The sequence below is a fragment of the Sporosarcina sp. Y1011 genome (assembly GCF_057669885.1).
Genome location: NZ_JBYHFP010000006.1, coordinates 227,298 through 243,284, shown reverse-complemented (window position 1 = coordinate 243,284; position 15,987 = coordinate 227,298). Strand labels below are relative to the sequence as shown.

General features: G+C 40.5%; 16 protein-coding genes and 3 pseudogenes. 7 read left to right on the top strand and 12 right to left on the bottom strand.

Features of this window, described 5'->3' with window-relative positions; all coding sequences use genetic code 11:
• The 9 genes from AC25Y5_RS10380 to ureA form a co-directional block, all read right to left on the bottom strand.
• A partial coding sequence (locus AC25Y5_RS10380) for a recombinase family protein (protein ID WP_488140206.1) occupies positions 1-436 on the bottom strand: 436 nt, incomplete at its 3' end.
• Between the two features lie 850 nt (positions 437-1,286).
• Entirely contained in the window at positions 1,287-2,558 is a 1,272-nt protein-coding gene (locus AC25Y5_RS10375) for a RidA family protein (protein ID WP_488140205.1), read from the bottom strand.
• A gap of 263 nt (positions 2,559-2,821) precedes the next feature.
• Positions 2,822-3,631: an urease accessory protein UreD gene (locus AC25Y5_RS10370; RefSeq protein ID WP_488140204.1), complete on the bottom strand. Its 810-nt coding sequence runs from the start codon at positions 3,629-3,631 to the stop codon at positions 2,822-2,824.
• Positions 3,624-4,253, bottom strand: coding sequence for an urease accessory protein UreG (ureG, locus tag AC25Y5_RS10365; RefSeq protein WP_488140203.1), 630 nt, complete (start codon positions 4,251-4,253; stop codon positions 3,624-3,626). The genes AC25Y5_RS10370 and ureG overlap by 8 nt, the downstream gene beginning before the upstream one ends.
• 23 nt (positions 4,254-4,276) lie before the next feature.
• The gene (locus tag AC25Y5_RS10360; protein WP_488140202.1) at positions 4,277-5,017 is read right to left on the bottom strand and encodes an urease accessory protein UreF; all 741 of its coding nucleotides are present in this window, start codon (positions 5,015-5,017) and stop codon (positions 4,277-4,279) included.
• Positions 4,959-5,462, bottom strand: coding sequence for an urease accessory protein UreE (locus tag AC25Y5_RS10355; RefSeq protein WP_488140201.1), 504 nt, complete (start codon positions 5,460-5,462; stop codon positions 4,959-4,961). Before AC25Y5_RS10355 ends, AC25Y5_RS10360 begins: the two co-directional genes overlap by 59 nt.
• 111 nt (positions 5,463-5,573) lie before the next feature.
• A complete protein-coding gene (ureC, locus tag AC25Y5_RS10350; RefSeq protein ID WP_488140200.1) occupies positions 5,574-7,289 on the bottom strand; it encodes an urease subunit alpha in 1,716 nt (571 codons plus the stop codon).
• Positions 7,286-7,654, bottom strand: a complete 369-nt coding sequence (locus AC25Y5_RS10345) for an urease subunit beta (protein ID WP_488140199.1) — start codon at positions 7,652-7,654, stop codon at positions 7,286-7,288. The genes ureC and AC25Y5_RS10345 overlap by 4 nt, the downstream gene beginning before the upstream one ends.
• A 15-nt stretch (positions 7,655-7,669) precedes the next feature.
• Positions 7,670-7,972, bottom strand: coding sequence for an urease subunit gamma (ureA, locus tag AC25Y5_RS10340; RefSeq protein WP_482105274.1), 303 nt, complete (start codon positions 7,970-7,972; stop codon positions 7,670-7,672).
• Between the two features lie 486 nt (positions 7,973-8,458).
• On the opposite strand from ureA, the pseudogene AC25Y5_RS10335 reads away from it, so the two are divergent.
• Positions 8,459-8,659, top strand: a pseudogene (locus AC25Y5_RS10335) (IS110 family transposase); the annotation flags it as partial.
• Here AC25Y5_RS10335 and AC25Y5_RS10330 read toward each other — a convergent pair.
• Positions 8,655-8,933 carry an urease subunit gamma gene (locus tag AC25Y5_RS10330; protein WP_488140198.1) on the bottom strand — a complete coding sequence of 93 codons (279 nt, stop codon included), beginning with the start codon at positions 8,931-8,933 and terminating at the stop codon, positions 8,655-8,657. The pseudogene AC25Y5_RS10335 and the gene AC25Y5_RS10330 sit on opposite strands and share 5 nt — an antisense overlap.
• Positions 8,934-9,274: 341 nt before the next feature.
• Here AC25Y5_RS10330 and AC25Y5_RS10325 point away from each other — a divergent pair.
• The 6 genes and pseudogenes from AC25Y5_RS10325 to AC25Y5_RS10300 all read left to right on the top strand — a co-directional run.
• Positions 9,275-9,579: pseudogene (locus AC25Y5_RS10325) on the top strand (IS30 family transposase); the annotation flags it as partial.
• A gap of 99 nt (positions 9,580-9,678) precedes the next feature.
• Complete coding sequence (locus AC25Y5_RS10320; RefSeq protein WP_488140197.1) at positions 9,679-10,608, top strand: urea transporter; 930 nt, start codon at positions 9,679-9,681, stop codon at positions 10,606-10,608.
• A gap of 321 nt (positions 10,609-10,929) precedes the next feature.
• A pseudogene (locus tag AC25Y5_RS10315) lies at positions 10,930-11,126 on the top strand (IS4 family transposase); the annotation flags it as partial.
• A 188-nt stretch (positions 11,127-11,314) separates the two neighbouring features.
• The gene (locus AC25Y5_RS10310) at positions 11,315-11,767 is read left to right on the top strand and encodes a hypothetical protein (RefSeq protein ID WP_488140196.1); all 453 of its coding nucleotides are present in this window, start codon (positions 11,315-11,317) and stop codon (positions 11,765-11,767) included.
• 426 nt (positions 11,768-12,193) lie between these two features.
• Positions 12,194-12,451 carry a hypothetical protein gene (locus tag AC25Y5_RS10305; protein ID WP_488140195.1) on the top strand — a complete coding sequence of 86 codons (258 nt, stop codon included), beginning with the start codon at positions 12,194-12,196 and terminating at the stop codon, positions 12,449-12,451.
• Between the two features lie 469 nt (positions 12,452-12,920).
• The gene (locus AC25Y5_RS10300) at positions 12,921-13,733 is read left to right on the top strand and encodes a glycerophosphodiester phosphodiesterase (RefSeq protein WP_488140194.1); all 813 of its coding nucleotides are present in this window, start codon (positions 12,921-12,923) and stop codon (positions 13,731-13,733) included.
• 102 nt (positions 13,734-13,835) lie between these two features.
• On the opposite strand, the gene AC25Y5_RS10295 is transcribed toward AC25Y5_RS10300, so the two are convergent.
• Together AC25Y5_RS10295 and AC25Y5_RS10290 are read right to left on the bottom strand one after the other, a co-directional pair.
• Complete coding sequence (locus tag AC25Y5_RS10295; RefSeq protein ID WP_488140193.1) at positions 13,836-15,521, bottom strand: type IV secretory system conjugative DNA transfer family protein; 1,686 nt, start codon at positions 15,519-15,521, stop codon at positions 13,836-13,838.
• 21 nt (positions 15,522-15,542) lie between these two features.
• The gene (locus tag AC25Y5_RS10290; protein WP_488140192.1) at positions 15,543-15,956 is read right to left on the bottom strand and encodes a hypothetical protein; all 414 of its coding nucleotides are present in this window, start codon (positions 15,954-15,956) and stop codon (positions 15,543-15,545) included.
• Positions 15,957-15,987 lie beyond the last annotated feature (31 nt).

Below are 15,987 nucleotides of genomic sequence, written 5' to 3'. Positions count from 1 at the left end.
TAGTGAATTTCTTCGGTCTACCTTCACGGAAATCAGGATTCTGCTTCGCAATGGCTTTCCCCTCTGCTAATCGTTCAACTATCATATCCCTGTCAAATTCCGCAATGGCTGATAACATTCTTAAAATTAATCTGCCCATTGATGTGTCTTCTACAAGTCCCATATTTAATATGTGAACCTTGATTCCTTTTGACAGCAATTCTTTGATTAGATTTACTCCATCTTCTGCCGACCTTGCGAATCGGTCTAGCTTTGTAACTACCAATGTATCCCCTTTTTTCAGCAATGATAGTAACTCTACAAGTTGAGGACGATCCGATTTAGTTCCAGTGAATTTCTCGGAATAGATTTTGTCACAACCTTCACTTTCCAACGTCTGCAGCTGTAACTCTAAATCTTGTGACGCTGTACTAACGCGACCATAACCATACTTCATATGTATTTACTCCTTTTCTTGTGGTCTACTTATGATACTTAGTTATGACACTGCTTGATACCTTGATATTACTGCATTCCGAAAACGGTGTCAATACTTAAAGGTTATGACTACATCAGTAAACATTCGAATAAATACAATAGAGTTTTGTCAATATCATAATTTGAGGATCTCATTATGACTAGTAAAATTGTAGACGCAAAAAAGCCGAGCATCTTGCAGCTCGGTTTCTTCAATATTTTGCGGTATTACTATCACGTTCTATTAGCACCTCTATAAAATAGATATTCACAGGAGTTGATTGAAGCTGTATTCTGATGTAGTCTGCAAAATTGTTGTACCTTTCATTCTGATTTTTATTTTGATTACATGTAATCCTTGTTCAATCCAACTTCTAAAAAAGAAGCTTGATAATAATTCACTGACCAAGACCTATTCAAAAATTTATCAGTGAATAACTTGGCTCTCACTTCCTTGAAAAGTTTTTAGGAATTCTCGGAGTTCTTTTTTCAAACTTTCTTTCATCATCCAACTTCTTTAGTACAGTAGCTATTGCGCTATACATGCTTGGAAACTCTTTCTCAATTTCGTCAGAGTTATTTAGCAATTCTTTTAGATAATCCTCGAAGTTATGGAGACTGATCACCTTATCATCCTGGTATTCGAATGTGAAGCTTGAACCATCTAACCACTGTTGAAGCATGTCGGAGCAAATAATGAACCTGCTTTGATGTCGCTTGAACGGCTCGAGAAAAAGTTTGGCGTAATGGGTAATCAATACCGATTTCGCATTCACCATCGGCATTAACAAGTAACTTTGATAGTTCCTGTATTTACAAACAAATGCCTGTTATGCTTTTGGAGGTGTTCCTTCAGCGTTTGATACAACTGCATCGATTTGGACTAAAGCATCTTTAGGTAAAGCTGATACGCCAACTGTTCTTCGTGCAGGAACACCGCCTGGGAAGAATGTTGTGTAAACTTCGTCTACAGCATCAATATCTGCTATATTTTTAAGGAAGATATTTACTTTAACTACATCGTCCATAACGTGGTCGATACTTTCTAAAATTGCCTTGATATTTTTTAAGCACTGTCCAGCCTGCTCTTTTACACCACCAGCTACCATTTCACCAGTTTTTGGGTCCAAAGGTAATTGAGCTGAAATGTGATTGTAATGGGAAAACGCTACAGTTTGTGTAGATAGAGAACTCTTTGGTGCATTTTCAGTGTTGTTTGCCTTTATGACGATTCCATGCCTGTCTTCAACAGCTTGTGGGGGTGTACCATCTCCGTGTGACACCACTGCTTCAATTTGTACCAAAGCATCCATAGGTAAAGCTGAAGCTGCAACTGTTGTCCGTGCAGGGACATAGGCTGCGGCCCTGGCGATAGCCGAGTCTGGGAAAAATGTTGTATAAACTTCGTTTACGGTTTCAATATCCGAGAGGTTTTTAAGGAAGATATTAATTTTAACAATATCGTCAAAAGGAACGTCGATACTCTCTAAAATTGCTTTGATATTTTTCAAGCTCTGTGCAGCCTGCTCTTTTACACCACCTGTAACCAATCTGCCTGTTTTTGGATCGATAGGCAATTGAGCTGAGAGATAATTGTAGTGAGAGAAAGCCACGGTTTGTGTAGATAGAGGACTTGTAGGTGCATTTGCCGTGTTGTTTGTAAGCTTTATAAGGTCGCCTGCTTGTGGAGCGTTTGGAATTGAACCTTCACCGTGAGAAAGAAGTGCTTCAATTTGCACCATAGCATCCATCGGCAAAGCTGCAACTTCAACTGTTGTACGTGCAGGAACATAAGTTGGGAAGAATGATTTATAAACTTCATCTACAGCGTCAACATCTTTTATATCCTTAACGAATACCGTGATTCGAACAATATCGCTCATAACATGATCGATGCTGTCTACAATTGCCTTGATATTGTTAAAGCACTGTTCAGCTTGCTCTTTTATACCACCAGCTACCAATTTACCTGTTTTTGGATCGACAGGCAATTGAGCTGAAAGATTATTGTAATGAGAGAAAGCTACGCTTTGTGAATATAGACCGTTACCGTTCGGAGCATTCTCCGTATTTTTTGCTGATACTGCGTTATAACCGCTCATGAAAGTATTCCCCTTTTAGATAAATTTTTTAATTACGATTATCCCCTTTTACATGTAAAACTATATAGTAAGTATACCCATTCCAAGGACGATGACCGGTATTTTTTTCTTTCTTGGACGAAAATCGTGAGTAAACGACGTTTCAACCAAACTAGACAACGCAATCGCAAAGCAACATTACAAACAAAGTTTACAACATGCTAAACAACGCTCACTCAATACCCCACAACTCGAAAAGGATACCCCTCTATCGGAGTGTCCTCTTAAACTATTTCTGCCAACAGCAGCTCATATATGCGCTTCATCTCTTCCTGCATCGTCCACTGATCGACCGCGAGCCATCTGCAATGGATGGCATTTCCTTCAAGCCTTGTCATTCCGGCCTTCAAGCCTTCTTCGACCCGAAGTGTTTCCTGTAATGCACGGACGTCGACATCTGCGGCTTTCGGTGATACGAGCCAGATTGAACCGATATACATTGCATCTTCCAGTACTCCGATGTCGCCAAGTGCCGCTTCTTTCGGTGAGAAATGCAGGGAGTCAAAAGCAATTAATTCGTCCTCGACAAAAATCTTGAAATTCGTATGGAACGTTTGATAATCAAATATCTCGCCGCGCTTTTCGCGCCCTGGGGCAACGATTTCACCCCATAATACAGTTGCATCGCGGGCGATTCGAAGCGTCGTGTCGCCTCGGAATTTCGCATTTACAAATGGAATAATTACTTCTGGCATCCATTCGAGGCGCGCCCGGGCTTCTAGTTCGACGTTAATGTTCTGCACGCAAGTATCTCCCGTATACGAAGGATAGATCTTTAAAGCGGACTGCTGAACCAATCTTACACTGCTATCCGGTGCAAGTTTCACTGTAATGTCATTCCGATCCCCGGCAACCATCCCGCCAGACGACTCCATTATATAAACGGTCGCTTTCGGGTCTTTTCCTACGTACAGTTCACGACTCGCCTTCAATGGGGGTTGTTGGAAAACATGAGGCATTCGCGTGTAGCCTCTTCTAGGTTCAAATTCCAAATCTAGTTTTCCGTGGTGGATAGCACGAGACGGATTAAGCATTTGAACCAGCGGATCCCGCACCCTCTAGTAGCATATTGTGCTGAATCCAAGTGACAACTTGGTCGACGTTTTTCTGTGTTCTTACATCAGTGAAAATGTACGGACGTCCGTTACGCATTTTTTTTGCATCGCTGTCCATAAGATCGAGATCAACGCCAACGTATGGTGCAAGGTCTGTTTTATTGATCAATAATAGATCGGAACGCGTCAAAGCTGGTCCGCCTTTTCTCGGAATATCCTGGCCTTCTGCTACGTCAATGACGTAAATATAGCCGTCAACTAGCTCTGGGCTAAATGTAGCGGACAAGTTGTCGCCGCCGCTTTCCACGAAAATAATATCAAGGTCTGCAAAGCGATTTTTCAGCTCATCGATTGCTGCAAAGTTCATCGAAGCATCTTCGCGGATTGCCGTATGTGGGCAACCTCCCGTTTCAACGCCTACAATGCGATTCTCTTCAAGAACGCCGCTATTTATTAAAAACTGAGCGTCTTCACGTGTGTAAATATCATTCGTTATAACCGCTACATTATATTCTTTATGCATCGCACGTGTAAGTTGATCAACGAGCGAAGTTTTGCCTGACCCAACTGGTCCACCGATGCCAATACGTACTGGTTTCATTTAGAAAAACTCCTTTCAATTCATCACGAAATAAACAATCTTGAGAACAAATACTCATGCTTCATAGAAGCAAGTTCTATACCTAACGCATTATTACTAATGTCGTCTTCCGTCAATGTGGAAACTAATTCTGCTGCTTCCGACACCTGTTCAATCAATTCATAAGTCGCCTGAACACCGGTAGTTTGTCCGAACGGCACCGCACGGACCGCATTTTGGACGAGTCCGTTAAGCGATGCGAACAAATACGTCATGACCGCATGATGTGCACTGACACCTGTCGTTGCACTGTAAATACCATAGAGAATGGCGTAATGTCCTTTAATCTCTTTCGTATCAATGCGGGCTTTCCAGTCAACAAGGAAATCATCCGTCCCGAGTGGGGAAACCGTTTTAATGAACTGTCTACCGAGTTTCACACTTGCCTCACGTGACTCCTTCGCAAGCTTGATTGCTCCGCATAATTGCTCCAAATAAAGAAGTCGTTCAATATCCTGTTCCTGAGCCGCAGCATACGCTTCTTTGATCAAAATCGCATCCCCACGCACCAGGTTTTGAAAAAGAAACGACGTACAATAAGCGACCAAATCCTCTTTCGTCCGGATTACATCTTCCTGAATGTACGTCTCCATGCCATACGTCTGCGTAAAAGACCCTATCGGAAACGCGGAATCATGAATCTGAATTAACCGTAAAAAGGCAAGATCAGTGAGAGTGTCCGCGGTATTTGAATGGTTGTTTGAATCGTCTTTCAGTTGTTTCATATGCGACACCCACTTCATCTAGCAATTTATTCAACGTATGATCTGCACGCACGATGACTTCGTTTTCCTCAATTAATGCCGGTGTGTGGCGATTACCAAGTTCGAAAGCCGTTTTACCCATTTCTGTCATGTCTTTTGGGCTAATCACGATAACCGGCTCCATTTTTGTGCGAACGGCAATACGACGTGCGTTATCCTCGAATAAGATATCGCCATATTGTAACGGCTGATGTTCGTGATGATGATGATCGTCGTGGTCATGATGCTCGTGTTCATCATGATGTTCCTGTTGTTCAAGTGATAACGCTATATCTGTACCTTGATCTGTTTCTTTGCGCAGAATGCGTTTACTCAACTCTTCCCAGTCAAGCTCAATCCACTCTGTCTTTTTACCAGCAAGTTCTTCTTCCGTTCCGATGTTACCAATGACTTTAGTTATAAGCATTCAGCATTCTCCCTTTCAGCATGTTCAATAGGGCGAGGTCGAAATAGCTGTAAAATTTCTGGTCAGCCATTTCGACCTTTCCTTTTGAGCACATTCGGTAATTTTCAGCAATTAAAATAAGAAGTAACGTTGTGCCATCGGGAGAACGCTTACCGGTTCACATGTAGCAAGTACGCCGTCAATTTTCACTTCATACGTTTCAGGATTAACGTCAATTTCCGGCGTTTCACTGTTATGTTTCATGTCTGCTTTACCAATGTTACGGCAGTTTTTAACAGTACCAATCATTTTCTTAAGGCCTAGTTTTTCAGGAAGGCCTTCTTCTACTGCAATTTTAGGGAGGAACGTCATTGCCGCGTGTTGTGGTGCTTGACCGTGGAAACCGTACATACGGCGTCCCATCATCGGTTGCGGCGTTGGAATAGACGCGTTTGGATCACCAGTCATTGCGTAAACAGCAATTCCGCCTTTAATAACGACTTCTGCTTTCACACCGAAAAATGCAGGGTCCCAAAGGATAATATCCGCCAATTTCCCTTCTTCGATTGAACCAACTTCATGGCTGATTCCGTGTGCAATCGCCGGGTTAATATTTAATTTTGAAATATAACGTTTTACGCGGAAGTTATCGTTGTCTTTTCCTTCGTCTTGCGGAAGTGGGCCGCGTTGCATCTTCATTTTGTTGGCTGTTTGGAACGTACGCATTGTTACTTCACCCACACGCCCCATCGCTTGTGAATCGGATGACATAATACTAAGAATACCTAGATCTTGCATAATATCTTCTGCAGCGATTGTTTCAGGACGAATTCGTGAATCTGCAAACGCTACATCTTCAGGTACATCGTGTTTCAAATGGTGACATACCATAAGCATGTCTAAATGTTCATCGATTGTATTTGTCGTAAATGGTTTTGTCGGATTCGTCGATGCCGGCAAGATATTTGGGTATGCAGCCAATTTCAGTTGGTCTGGCGCATGCCCTCCGCCTGCTCCCTCTGTATGGAAAATATGAATAACACGACCGTTAATCGCCTCGATTGTATTTTCAACAAAGCCCGCTTCATTGAGCGTGTCAGAGTGAAGTGCCACTTGAATATCGTATTCATCTGCAACTGTAAGACTCTGATCAAGAGCGTCTGGAGTCGCACCCCAGTCTTCATGAATTTTCATGCCAATTGCACCTGCACGGACTTGTTCAATAATTGGTTCCGTCGTAGATGCGCTCCCTTTTCCAAGTAACCCAACGTTGATCGGTAGGTCTTCAACCGCTTGTAGCATCCGGTGGAGATGCCACTCGCCCGCTGTCAAACTCGTTGCTTTTGAACCTGCGGCCGGGCCTGTTCCACCACCGATGAATGTAGTCGTACCCGCATTGAGTGCGGTTTCAACTTGCTGAGGACTAATGAAGTGAATATGCGTGTCGACAGCACCCGCTGTTGCGATCAATCCTTCACCCGCATATACTTCTGTTCCTACACCGATGATCATATCCTGATCTACACCATCCATCGATAGCGGATTTCCTGCTTTTCCGACACCTATGATACGGCCATCTTTAATACCAATATCTGCTTTTACAATACCTGTATGGTCAATAATCATAATGTTCGTAATGACTGTATCGAGAACGCCTTCAGCGCGAACATTTTCACCGTTTTGACCCATCGATACGCGAAGTGATTTTCCTCCACCGAAAACACCTTCATCACCGTATGATGTATAGTCTTTTTCAATTTCAATCCAAAGATCCGTATCAGCAAGACGCACTTTATCGCCTACTGTCGGACCGAACATTTTGGCATATTGTTCGTGTGTTACTTTCATTTATCCTCGGCTCCTTTAAATCCTGCTTCTGCTGCTCTATCTAAAATTTCGTCCTTATTATGCGTCGAACCTTCCGTCAAATTATTCAGTCCGAACACGTGACGTTTTCCGCCGAACTCAACTAATTCAACTTCCTTCTCTTCGCCCGGTTCAAAACGTACAGCGGTACCAGACGGGATATTCAAATGCATACCAACTGCCTGTTCACGGTCGAATTCAAGGTATTTATTAACTTCAATAAAATGGAAATGAGATCCGACTTGTATCGGACGATCGCCAGTGTTCGCAACGCGTACCACTTTCACGGGGCGTCCGGCATTTATTTCAATCATGCCTTCAGTTGTTCTAATTTCTCCTGGAATCATTGTCAAAGCCTCCTATTATTGAATTGGACGGTGGACCGTCACAAGTTTTGTACCGTCTGGGAATGTGCATTCCATCTGCACATCACTGATCATATCGCCGACGCCTTCCATTACATCCTCAACCGTAAGCACTTGTTTCCCTTCGCTCATCAGTTGCGCAACAGTCTTGCCATCACGCGCGCCTTCCATAATGTAGTGGCAAATTAATGCGATAGCTTCCGGATAATTCAGCTTAACTCCGCGTTCCTTACGCTTAATTGCAAGCTCTCCTGCAACGTGCAACAGCAACTTTTCCTGTTCAACCGGTGATAATTTCAATTCAAAGCACCTCTTTTTTTAATTAATAAAAAAACCAAACCTTTTAGGATTCAGAAAATTGACGCAACTAACGTTCTCATTACTTCTTTTAATTTAATTTGCATGAATATGCCATTTTGGACAACCGTCCAGTAGATTGGGGCCCGTCTAGATCGAGCTTGCGGAATTTGTCGAAGAATGTCGTTGATTGAACTATTATATCGGGTTATGGTTTTTTTCAACTTAGGACCGCATTATGGTTTCCACGCTGTCAACTCAACGGATGTATAAATGCTTTATACGACATCCAGAGGTTGTCCGACGGGGTTGTTTGCCAAATTAAATTAAAATCCATAGCTTTTTTTCTCCTTTTTGAAAACAACATTGGTGTCATTTAATTCTACATATACTATCATTTGTATTCTTTCCTTTTGTGTACATTGTGTTCATATAATTTTTCTTTGGATATTAATGTTAAGATACTATTATGAAGGATTAATTGATGTAGCTAAACGTAATCCGTTCCAGAACACCCTTTATCAGAGTCATATTCTCACCATGGAAATGTATATAAAAGTGTTGTTGGAATACCAGAAGCACCTATCCAGCTTGGAAAAGGAGATAGATGCTTCGGCAAAAGATATTGCAGAATATAAGATTATCCAATCAATTCCGGGCATCGGAGAAGAGATCGCGGCAACGATTATTGTTTTACACCATCTGGAAACGTCGCTTCTACTTGCACATCGTGAATCATATCGGCCACGCCTTCCATGACATCTTCGACCGTTAAAATCGTTGCACCATATTCCATTAACTCTGCAACGGTTTTACCGTCACGGGCTCCTTCTAAAATTTCATGCGTAATCAAGGAAACTGCTTCCGGGTGATTCAGCTTCAGTCCTCGTTCTTTTCGACGCCTTGCCAAATCAGCTGCCACAACAATTAATAATTTTTCTTGTTCTCTAGGCAACAAATGCATACAAATTACTCCATTTCACAATAAATTACTTTGATTTTTTCCAGCTAAATAATATATGATTAGCTCATCCATCAATTTCCATATACATCAATTTTTATACATGAACTTTTAATTCTTTATTTAATTTATTAAAGGGCTAGTTGTATAATCAAATGCAACAACTTAAAAGATGAAAGGTCACAGATAAACCGTAGATGATTAAGTCGACTAATGGACTAACCTAAATAACGAAACAATATAAAACACCTTCGATATGGGTATACTTCAAAAAAGTATTTAAATCGGAGGTATTTTTGCGTGGGCAAAAATGTATATTCAAGTGAAATCAAATGGGCTGTTGTAAAAGAAAATATGAGGCGTTACTAACACTGACAGAACGAAAAACACGTAAAGAAATCATCGTGAAAATCGATGCGAAAGCGAGTGAGGCAGTGACGAAAGCGATGACAAAAATCCAAAAACACTATGGTTCTCTTTTTTCTTCCGTTTTCAAAACCATCACCTTCGACAATGGGTCTGAGTTTGCGGAATTAAGCCTTTCACTCAAAAGAGAGAAGATTGAAGACTACTTCACTCATCCATATACTTCTAGTGAACAGGCACGAATGAGCATCATAATGGATTGATTCGTCGATTTATTCTCAAGCAAAATGTATATCCATCGTCATATTACGGTTTTAATAGGATTTCATCTATTGTTGCATTTAATATTGCATTTTAGGAAATTTATTAAAGGGGCTTTTTTATGCAAAAACATCTAACTGCAAGCAATGTGCTTACCATGTTTTCCGCTTCATTAAAAGGGATCTCCCAAGTTCTATTAATTGAAAATGCCATCACCGGTCTTATTGTGCTTGTAGCCATTTCTCTCTATTCCGTCCCCTTAAGCATCATGACCTTCATCTCCTCGTTTATCGGTACAGTTACCGCAAAAATAGGCGGGGCCGACGAAAAACTGATTTCTCAAGGTTTATTCAGCTTCAACTCAGCTCTCTCCGGTTTAGCAACGGTGATTTTTTTAGAAGGAAATCATCTTTGGATCATCGCATTGTTCAGTGCCGTGATAGCTGCCATATTCACAGCAGGGATGATGCATTTAACAAAACCATTTGATGTCCCTTCTCTTACCTTTCCTTACATCATTTTTACCTGGTTTTTACTGACTGCTTCACATCGTTTACAGTTTTTCGAAGTGATTAATTCTCTCGTTCCGCAAGGTCTGGCTTATTGGCATTTGGATATCTCTGGTCCCGTTGATTTGATAAGCGGCTTTACGAAAAGTTTTGGACAAATATATTTCCTTGATAATATTTGGAGCGGTCTTCTCATTCTAGCCGGCATTTTTTTTGCTAGCAAAAGACTCGGTATGCTCGCTATATATGCAACCATTATTTCCTTGCTGGCTGCTTATTACTTAGGAAGCGAACACTCTTTAATGAATTCTGGATTATACGGATATAATGCCATATTAACTATTTTTGCCGTTTCGGACGTTTTTCATAACAAAAAGAAATTAGTTCCTATTTCTGGTCTGCTTGCAGCGGTAATATCTGTGCTGATCACCGCGAGTCTGGATAGCTTTTTACTGCCCTATGGTCTGCCGCCCCTCACTATGCCGTTCGTCTTAAGCACATGGCTGTTTTTATTTGCCCGAAAACTAATGCCTAACCTTTAAACATTGAAGCTGCCCCAAAGTCCTATATTCTAGGGTCCTGGGGCAGCTTCACATGCCCATCAACCTAAGTTAAAATCATATCCCCAAAAAAGTGTAACACTATGCTTATCATATGAATTTTACGAGATAGGATGATGTTGTTTGATGAAAGATGTCATTTCGGAAGAAATCAAACTTTTCATACAAGAACTACAACATTTTTTATCACCGGCCGTCCTACAAAAAATGTCGAAAGAAACTGGTTTTATCAGGCGAGATAATAAGTATCAGCGAATGAGCTTATAGCCCTTTGTGTCTGTTCGGTAGGAAGTCGCGAGTACAACGAAATGTCATCAGCTCGACATGGCACAGCTGAAGAGTAAGTTAGAATACGGTGAAATGATTGAGGTTTCGGAGGCATACATAGGGAAAATCAGTAGCTCGGGGCACCCGTCATCACCTATCGTTTAACAGATGAACAAACGCAAACACGTCCGAAAAATCAATCTGCGCGTGAGAAAAAGAAAGGCAATGTCCTAGCGAAAAATGTCTTTTAAAGGGGCTTATTTGGGGTCCTCGCACCGAACCTTAAACATAGTATTATTACCATTGATAAAATGAATGGCAAGCAATTGAAATTAATTACGTCCGGTTATTGAAATAGCTGAATAATAATTATTAATCCAGGAAATTACTCAAGAGGAGTATTTCTAAAAGGAGAAAAATAATGTCTTTCGAAAACGAACTAGAAAAAGTCGAATTTGAACCTGTATTTGAGGAACGGCTTTATGAACGATACGAATTCACAGTCGAAGTTCTAGGTGATGAATTTAAGGGGCATTTTCACAATGAGGAAATTCAATGGCTTCAACCACACCCGAGACAAATGCTAGGTGAAGATAAAACCGATACTTTAGAAAAAAGTATCTATAAGCTGATGAACGAACATCGTACGGCTAGCGAAGGAAAAGACGTCGAACTTACTCTAGCATTTGAGGGAAGATTGCACGAACGTCTACAATTTAAAATCCAAATTCAAGGGGAAGAATATAAAGGCTTTGTCCATGAAGGGGAAATACAGTGGTTCCATCCTCATCCTCAACAAGAGCTTAAAAATGAACACGTCCAAGCAATCGAAGTAGATATTCATGAAAAGGTAGCCGATCAAGAAAAAGAATAACAGAGACCCGTACATTCGGAAGTTCGTCTGTTCTTTTTCACAAAAAAAGCTCTCACGCTATTTAGTTTTTCTGCCATCCGGCATATCCATTGGCATAACTTTTCCGTGCAACGCTCCCGTTAGCCATACATGTAGTGCAAAATCAGCGGTGCATCACAGAATGTCGCTCCCTAACGGGAAGCACTCATGGGAGATTAATCCTACTATGGTTGTTGCACCAGCCTGGAGTGCCGGGTCGCAAAACCGACGTGAAGGATGCCGAGTCCAGATGTCACCTTTATTTCTGAAGATACTGCAAGAAATCGGCAAGGCTGTTTGAATGGATGATGAATAATGGAGAGTAGCTATTTCCCTTTACATCCACATATATCCATTCCGCGATAAATGTTGTACCATGGAACTATTACATCATTAGGAGGAATGAAATTGAAGAAACTTATCACATTACTAATGTTATCAACGGTACTCATATTAGCAGCGTGTGGAAATGATTCAGCCGAAGGAGTAAAGGAAGAGCCAAAAATGGAACCGAAGAAAGTCGAAGTCTCAATACCGGTTGAAAATGAGGTAAAACAAGAAGTAAAAGAAGAAATGAAAGCTGAAGAAAAAATTGACACCCTCAATATTAACAGGCCCTCCAAAGGCTTCAGGGCACATTTCAAACTCTTCATCAATAGCATTTAACAATTCTATTTTCATTCAATTATCACCCTTTTAATCATTTCATTGTCATATCTTGCTTTCCTATATTCTTCACGCCATTTATTGAATTCCTGCCTAGCTTCTCCACCGCCAACTCCCCCTTATTTCCAAATAGATGCTATCTTTTGTTTCCAAGATCATGGTATCTACTAGGCATCTCAATTATTGGTCCCTCAACTCATTGTTCATGATGATGAAATATAATTGTATCATTTACTCCAACTTTGGTGAGTACCCTTTTTAAATGAATATATCAATTCCAGTTAATCTGCTTACTATTTGCGAGGATGAATATTCCAAGTATACTTTCACCGTATAGTCAATGTTACTTGCAGTATTCTTTTAGTGAATGACATAAATTAACACAAATTTAATTAAAAATTAATGTGTAGTTTACATTATGTATATATTATAAAGATGTACCAATTATATAGAATAGGAAGTGGGAAAAATGAAGAAGAATCTATTACTATCGTTAGCTTTACTTATGTTTTTAACATCTATTCTGTTTGAAAGTGCTGTAAGTGCAGCGCCGAATGATAACTGGCTACATAGTAATAAAACCGAGTTAAGTGCTCACCGTGGTGCACAAGTGGCTGCTCCAGAAAACACATTAGAGTCGATTACGCAGGCTGGATTATTAGGTTATGGCTTTGTTGAAATCGATGTACAAAAAACGAAAGACGATCAATTTATATTAATGCATGATCAAACAGTCGATCGTACAACAACAGGCTCTGGAAAGGTAAAAGATTTAACATTAAAAGAAATTCAAAGCTTTGCAATTAAAGATAAACAGGGTAATATGACCATTTATAAAGTACCAACACTTCATGAAGTGTTAGATGAAGCTAATAAATACAATATTGGTATCAATTTTGATGGTTCAAAAGGCGACTGGGATGACAAGGAATTCGTAGACGGTGTTATGGAAGAAGCTAAAGAAACGAAAGTATTAAATCATTCATTTTTTGTATTGAGTAATACGAGTATTCGAGATCAATTTAACAGATGGTACCCAGAAGCAACTGTGACCTTTCTTGGAAATGCATTAAAGAATGTAGATGCCGATATTAAAGAGTTACAAAAATATGAAAACGCCATTTATTCAACATCTATTAACAATATAGATGAAGATACTGCCAAAAAAATCAAAAAAACAGGCCTAAAACTGCATGTATACTCAGTTAACTCAGCTGAAACATATGAAAAAGCGAGAAAGATTCATCCACGATTGATTGAAACAGATGTAATTGTACCCTAATATAATTGATTGAATATCCCAATATTAAAAGCCCAATTCCTCAGCAATAAAATTGAGAAATTGAGCTTTTTTCTATACTCCATTGAAACACGTTTCATTTTGCTAATCCCAAAATCCATCATTAGACTTCACTACATTGCTCGTTTCCTTTAGTTTTGTTTTTGTAACCGGTAACTGTGCATCCTTTACTTTTGAATCTTGCACGATGGACTTCCTCGGCTCCCTCAATTCCTTTTCCTGTTCAGGAACACGTTTCATTTCAGCTTCCTGTTTTGTTTCATTTGAATGAGAAGCATTTGATTGTTTATTATCATTTGTTACTTCAAAAGAATGTAGCGTTTCAAGTTCGGGCTGAATAATTGTTTCAGTTGCTGATTCAGCCCCCTCTTGACTCGTCTGTCCAGGTTCAGACACCTGTTCCTTTTCCATCTTCATTCGACTGTGTAAACGTTTGAATAGCCTGTTCCCCTTTAACTTTTTAAATGACGTTCCATCTTCCCATTCCCTCAACTCCTTCCAATTACGGGGAACAAATTGACCTTTAGCTAACGCTGGTTTCTGCGGTGTGCCGTCCTGTAGGAGTTTATGGACATAGTTAAATTTCGGTATGCCGTCCATTAAATCCGTTGGATCAAAACGGTATTCTTCATCCTCTGTATCCCGATACGAGTCAGGAAACAGCCGTGGCAGTAAAATACGATTCTTATAGGTGCTTTGCCGCATGATGACTTTATCTTTGCCGAATTCATCTGCAAAGTCTTGAGCATCCTGTGCAGATATACCACCAAAACAGATTTTGTTTCGGCAAGACGTAAGAATCGCTTGTTTCATTGCTTTCGGACCAAGATTTCCTGATTCAATTTCGAGTTGACCAAGAGATTGTGTAGCAAAAATACCCGCTACCTTATATTCGGCAGCGAGCGATAAGAAGATTTCCACGTCAGGATTGATGTAACGACTATATTCATCGACAATTAAAAAATGGGGAATGCGGGTATCTTCTGTTCCCGGTCTCCTGAACGTTCCGTTTTGTAAATGCATAATCATGAATTGGCCGAAGGCATCACCTGCTTTGCGTAGCTTTCCAAGTGCTGTATTGACTGCCAGAACGCCGCCCGTTTCCAAATGTTCATCAATATTCACATCACTCTTACCTGTCATGATAGTTCGCAGGGCTTCATTACTCACGATGTTTTCAAGTTGCGCTCTAAGTCCTATTACGAATTGCTGGTATTTCTCACGCATGCTTCCGAGTAATTCTGATTCAAAGAAATGGACCAAGTCCGTCATGCCGTCCCGATGTTTCAGTTCCGATACCTTTTGCTGCAAAACATTCTGATCGCGTAGCGTGTTCATTACATCAACGATATCCATGTTGTTGCCATGCAGTTCTTTAAGCAGTTTCGTAACATTACGTGCAGATAGTTCCTGTACGGTGGCGAAGAACGCATCCTGCTTGCCAAACAACCCTTTTAATACAACGACCGTTGCTTCCGCCACTGTATCCGTGTCACCTTCCATTGGATTAAAGCTCGCAGAATTGGGTTTGTCAGGATCTACGTGAATACACGGGATATCCATTTCGATACACATTTCATTTACCATTGCCGCCACATCCCCTTTAGGTTCGATAACGGAAATACCTAATGGCACCCCTCGTTTCTTCTGTAGCAGCAGTTGATAAATCATCGGCTTTAATATCGTAGCCGTCTTGCCGCAACGTGTAGGACCAACAGCAAGCATATGAGTGAAGCAATCACTTCCTTGCCATACGATGGGCATTCCCATCTACCTCACCTCCTTTCAGTTTCATTGTTTTATCCAATCCCACTTGCCGAAGTACACATGTATCTGCTCCATTTTGATTGGTGCACGATGATTTTCTTCAAAAATAAACAACGTTTGAATAGTTCTTGAAATCTTATAGCTGAGTAATTGTAGTTGCTCTTTGTTCTGTTTTCTAATCATCAATTGATTTGACTGTTCACCTTCCTCCCATAATAATTCGGGTAACGCATTTGCATTGTGAGAAATACGTTTCACCCAAAACCGCATATTCTTGTTGTAGTTTTGAGTTTCCAACATCCTCAACAATAGAAGAGATGTGCCAAGGACGAGAAAACCCAACACAATTAATTCGGGCTGGCTTTGTTTTGCTACATGAACTTCCACTTCAGGGTAGATGTGCAGCTTATTTCTACAGATTTTAGTTTTGAAAAACATACTTAAATTTCCCTCCTTCCGTAAAAAGACA

Excerpts from the sequence above, each read along its gene's own strand:
- AC25Y5_RS10375 (WP_488140205.1), bottom strand. The coding sequence starts at position 2,558 with ATGAGCGGTTATAACGCAGTATCAGCAAAAAATACGGAGAATGCTCCG.
- AC25Y5_RS10370 (WP_488140204.1), bottom strand. The coding sequence starts at position 3,631 with ATGCTTAATCCGTCTCGTGCTATCCACCACGGAAAACTAGATTTGGAA.
- ureG (WP_488140203.1), bottom strand. The coding sequence starts at position 4,253 with ATGAAACCAGTACGTATTGGCATCGGTGGACCAGTTGGGTCAGGCAAA.
- AC25Y5_RS10360 (WP_488140202.1), bottom strand. The coding sequence starts at position 5,017 with ATGAAACAACTGAAAGACGATTCAAACAACCATTCAAATACCGCGGAC.
- AC25Y5_RS10355 (WP_488140201.1), bottom strand. The coding sequence starts at position 5,462 with ATGCTTATAACTAAAGTCATTGGTAACATCGGAACGGAAGAAGAACTT.
- ureC (WP_488140200.1), bottom strand. The coding sequence starts at position 7,289 with ATGAAAGTAACACACGAACAATATGCCAAAATGTTCGGTCCGACAGTA.
- AC25Y5_RS10345 (WP_488140199.1), bottom strand. The coding sequence starts at position 7,654 with ATGATTCCAGGAGAAATTAGAACAACTGAAGGCATGATTGAAATAAAT.
- AC25Y5_RS10330 (WP_488140198.1), bottom strand. The coding sequence starts at position 8,933 with ATGCATTTGTTGCCTAGAGAACAAGAAAAATTATTAATTGTTGTGGCA.
- AC25Y5_RS10320 (WP_488140197.1), top strand. The coding sequence starts at position 9,679 with ATGCAAAAACATCTAACTGCAAGCAATGTGCTTACCATGTTTTCCGCT.
- AC25Y5_RS10310 (WP_488140196.1), top strand. The coding sequence starts at position 11,315 with ATGTCTTTCGAAAACGAACTAGAAAAAGTCGAATTTGAACCTGTATTT.
- AC25Y5_RS10300 (WP_488140194.1), top strand. The coding sequence starts at position 12,921 with ATGAAGAAGAATCTATTACTATCGTTAGCTTTACTTATGTTTTTAACA.
- AC25Y5_RS10295 (WP_488140193.1), bottom strand. The coding sequence starts at position 15,521 with ATGGGAATGCCCATCGTATGGCAAGGAAGTGATTGCTTCACTCATATG.
- AC25Y5_RS10290 (WP_488140192.1), bottom strand. The coding sequence starts at position 15,956 with ATGTTTTTCAAAACTAAAATCTGTAGAAATAAGCTGCACATCTACCCT.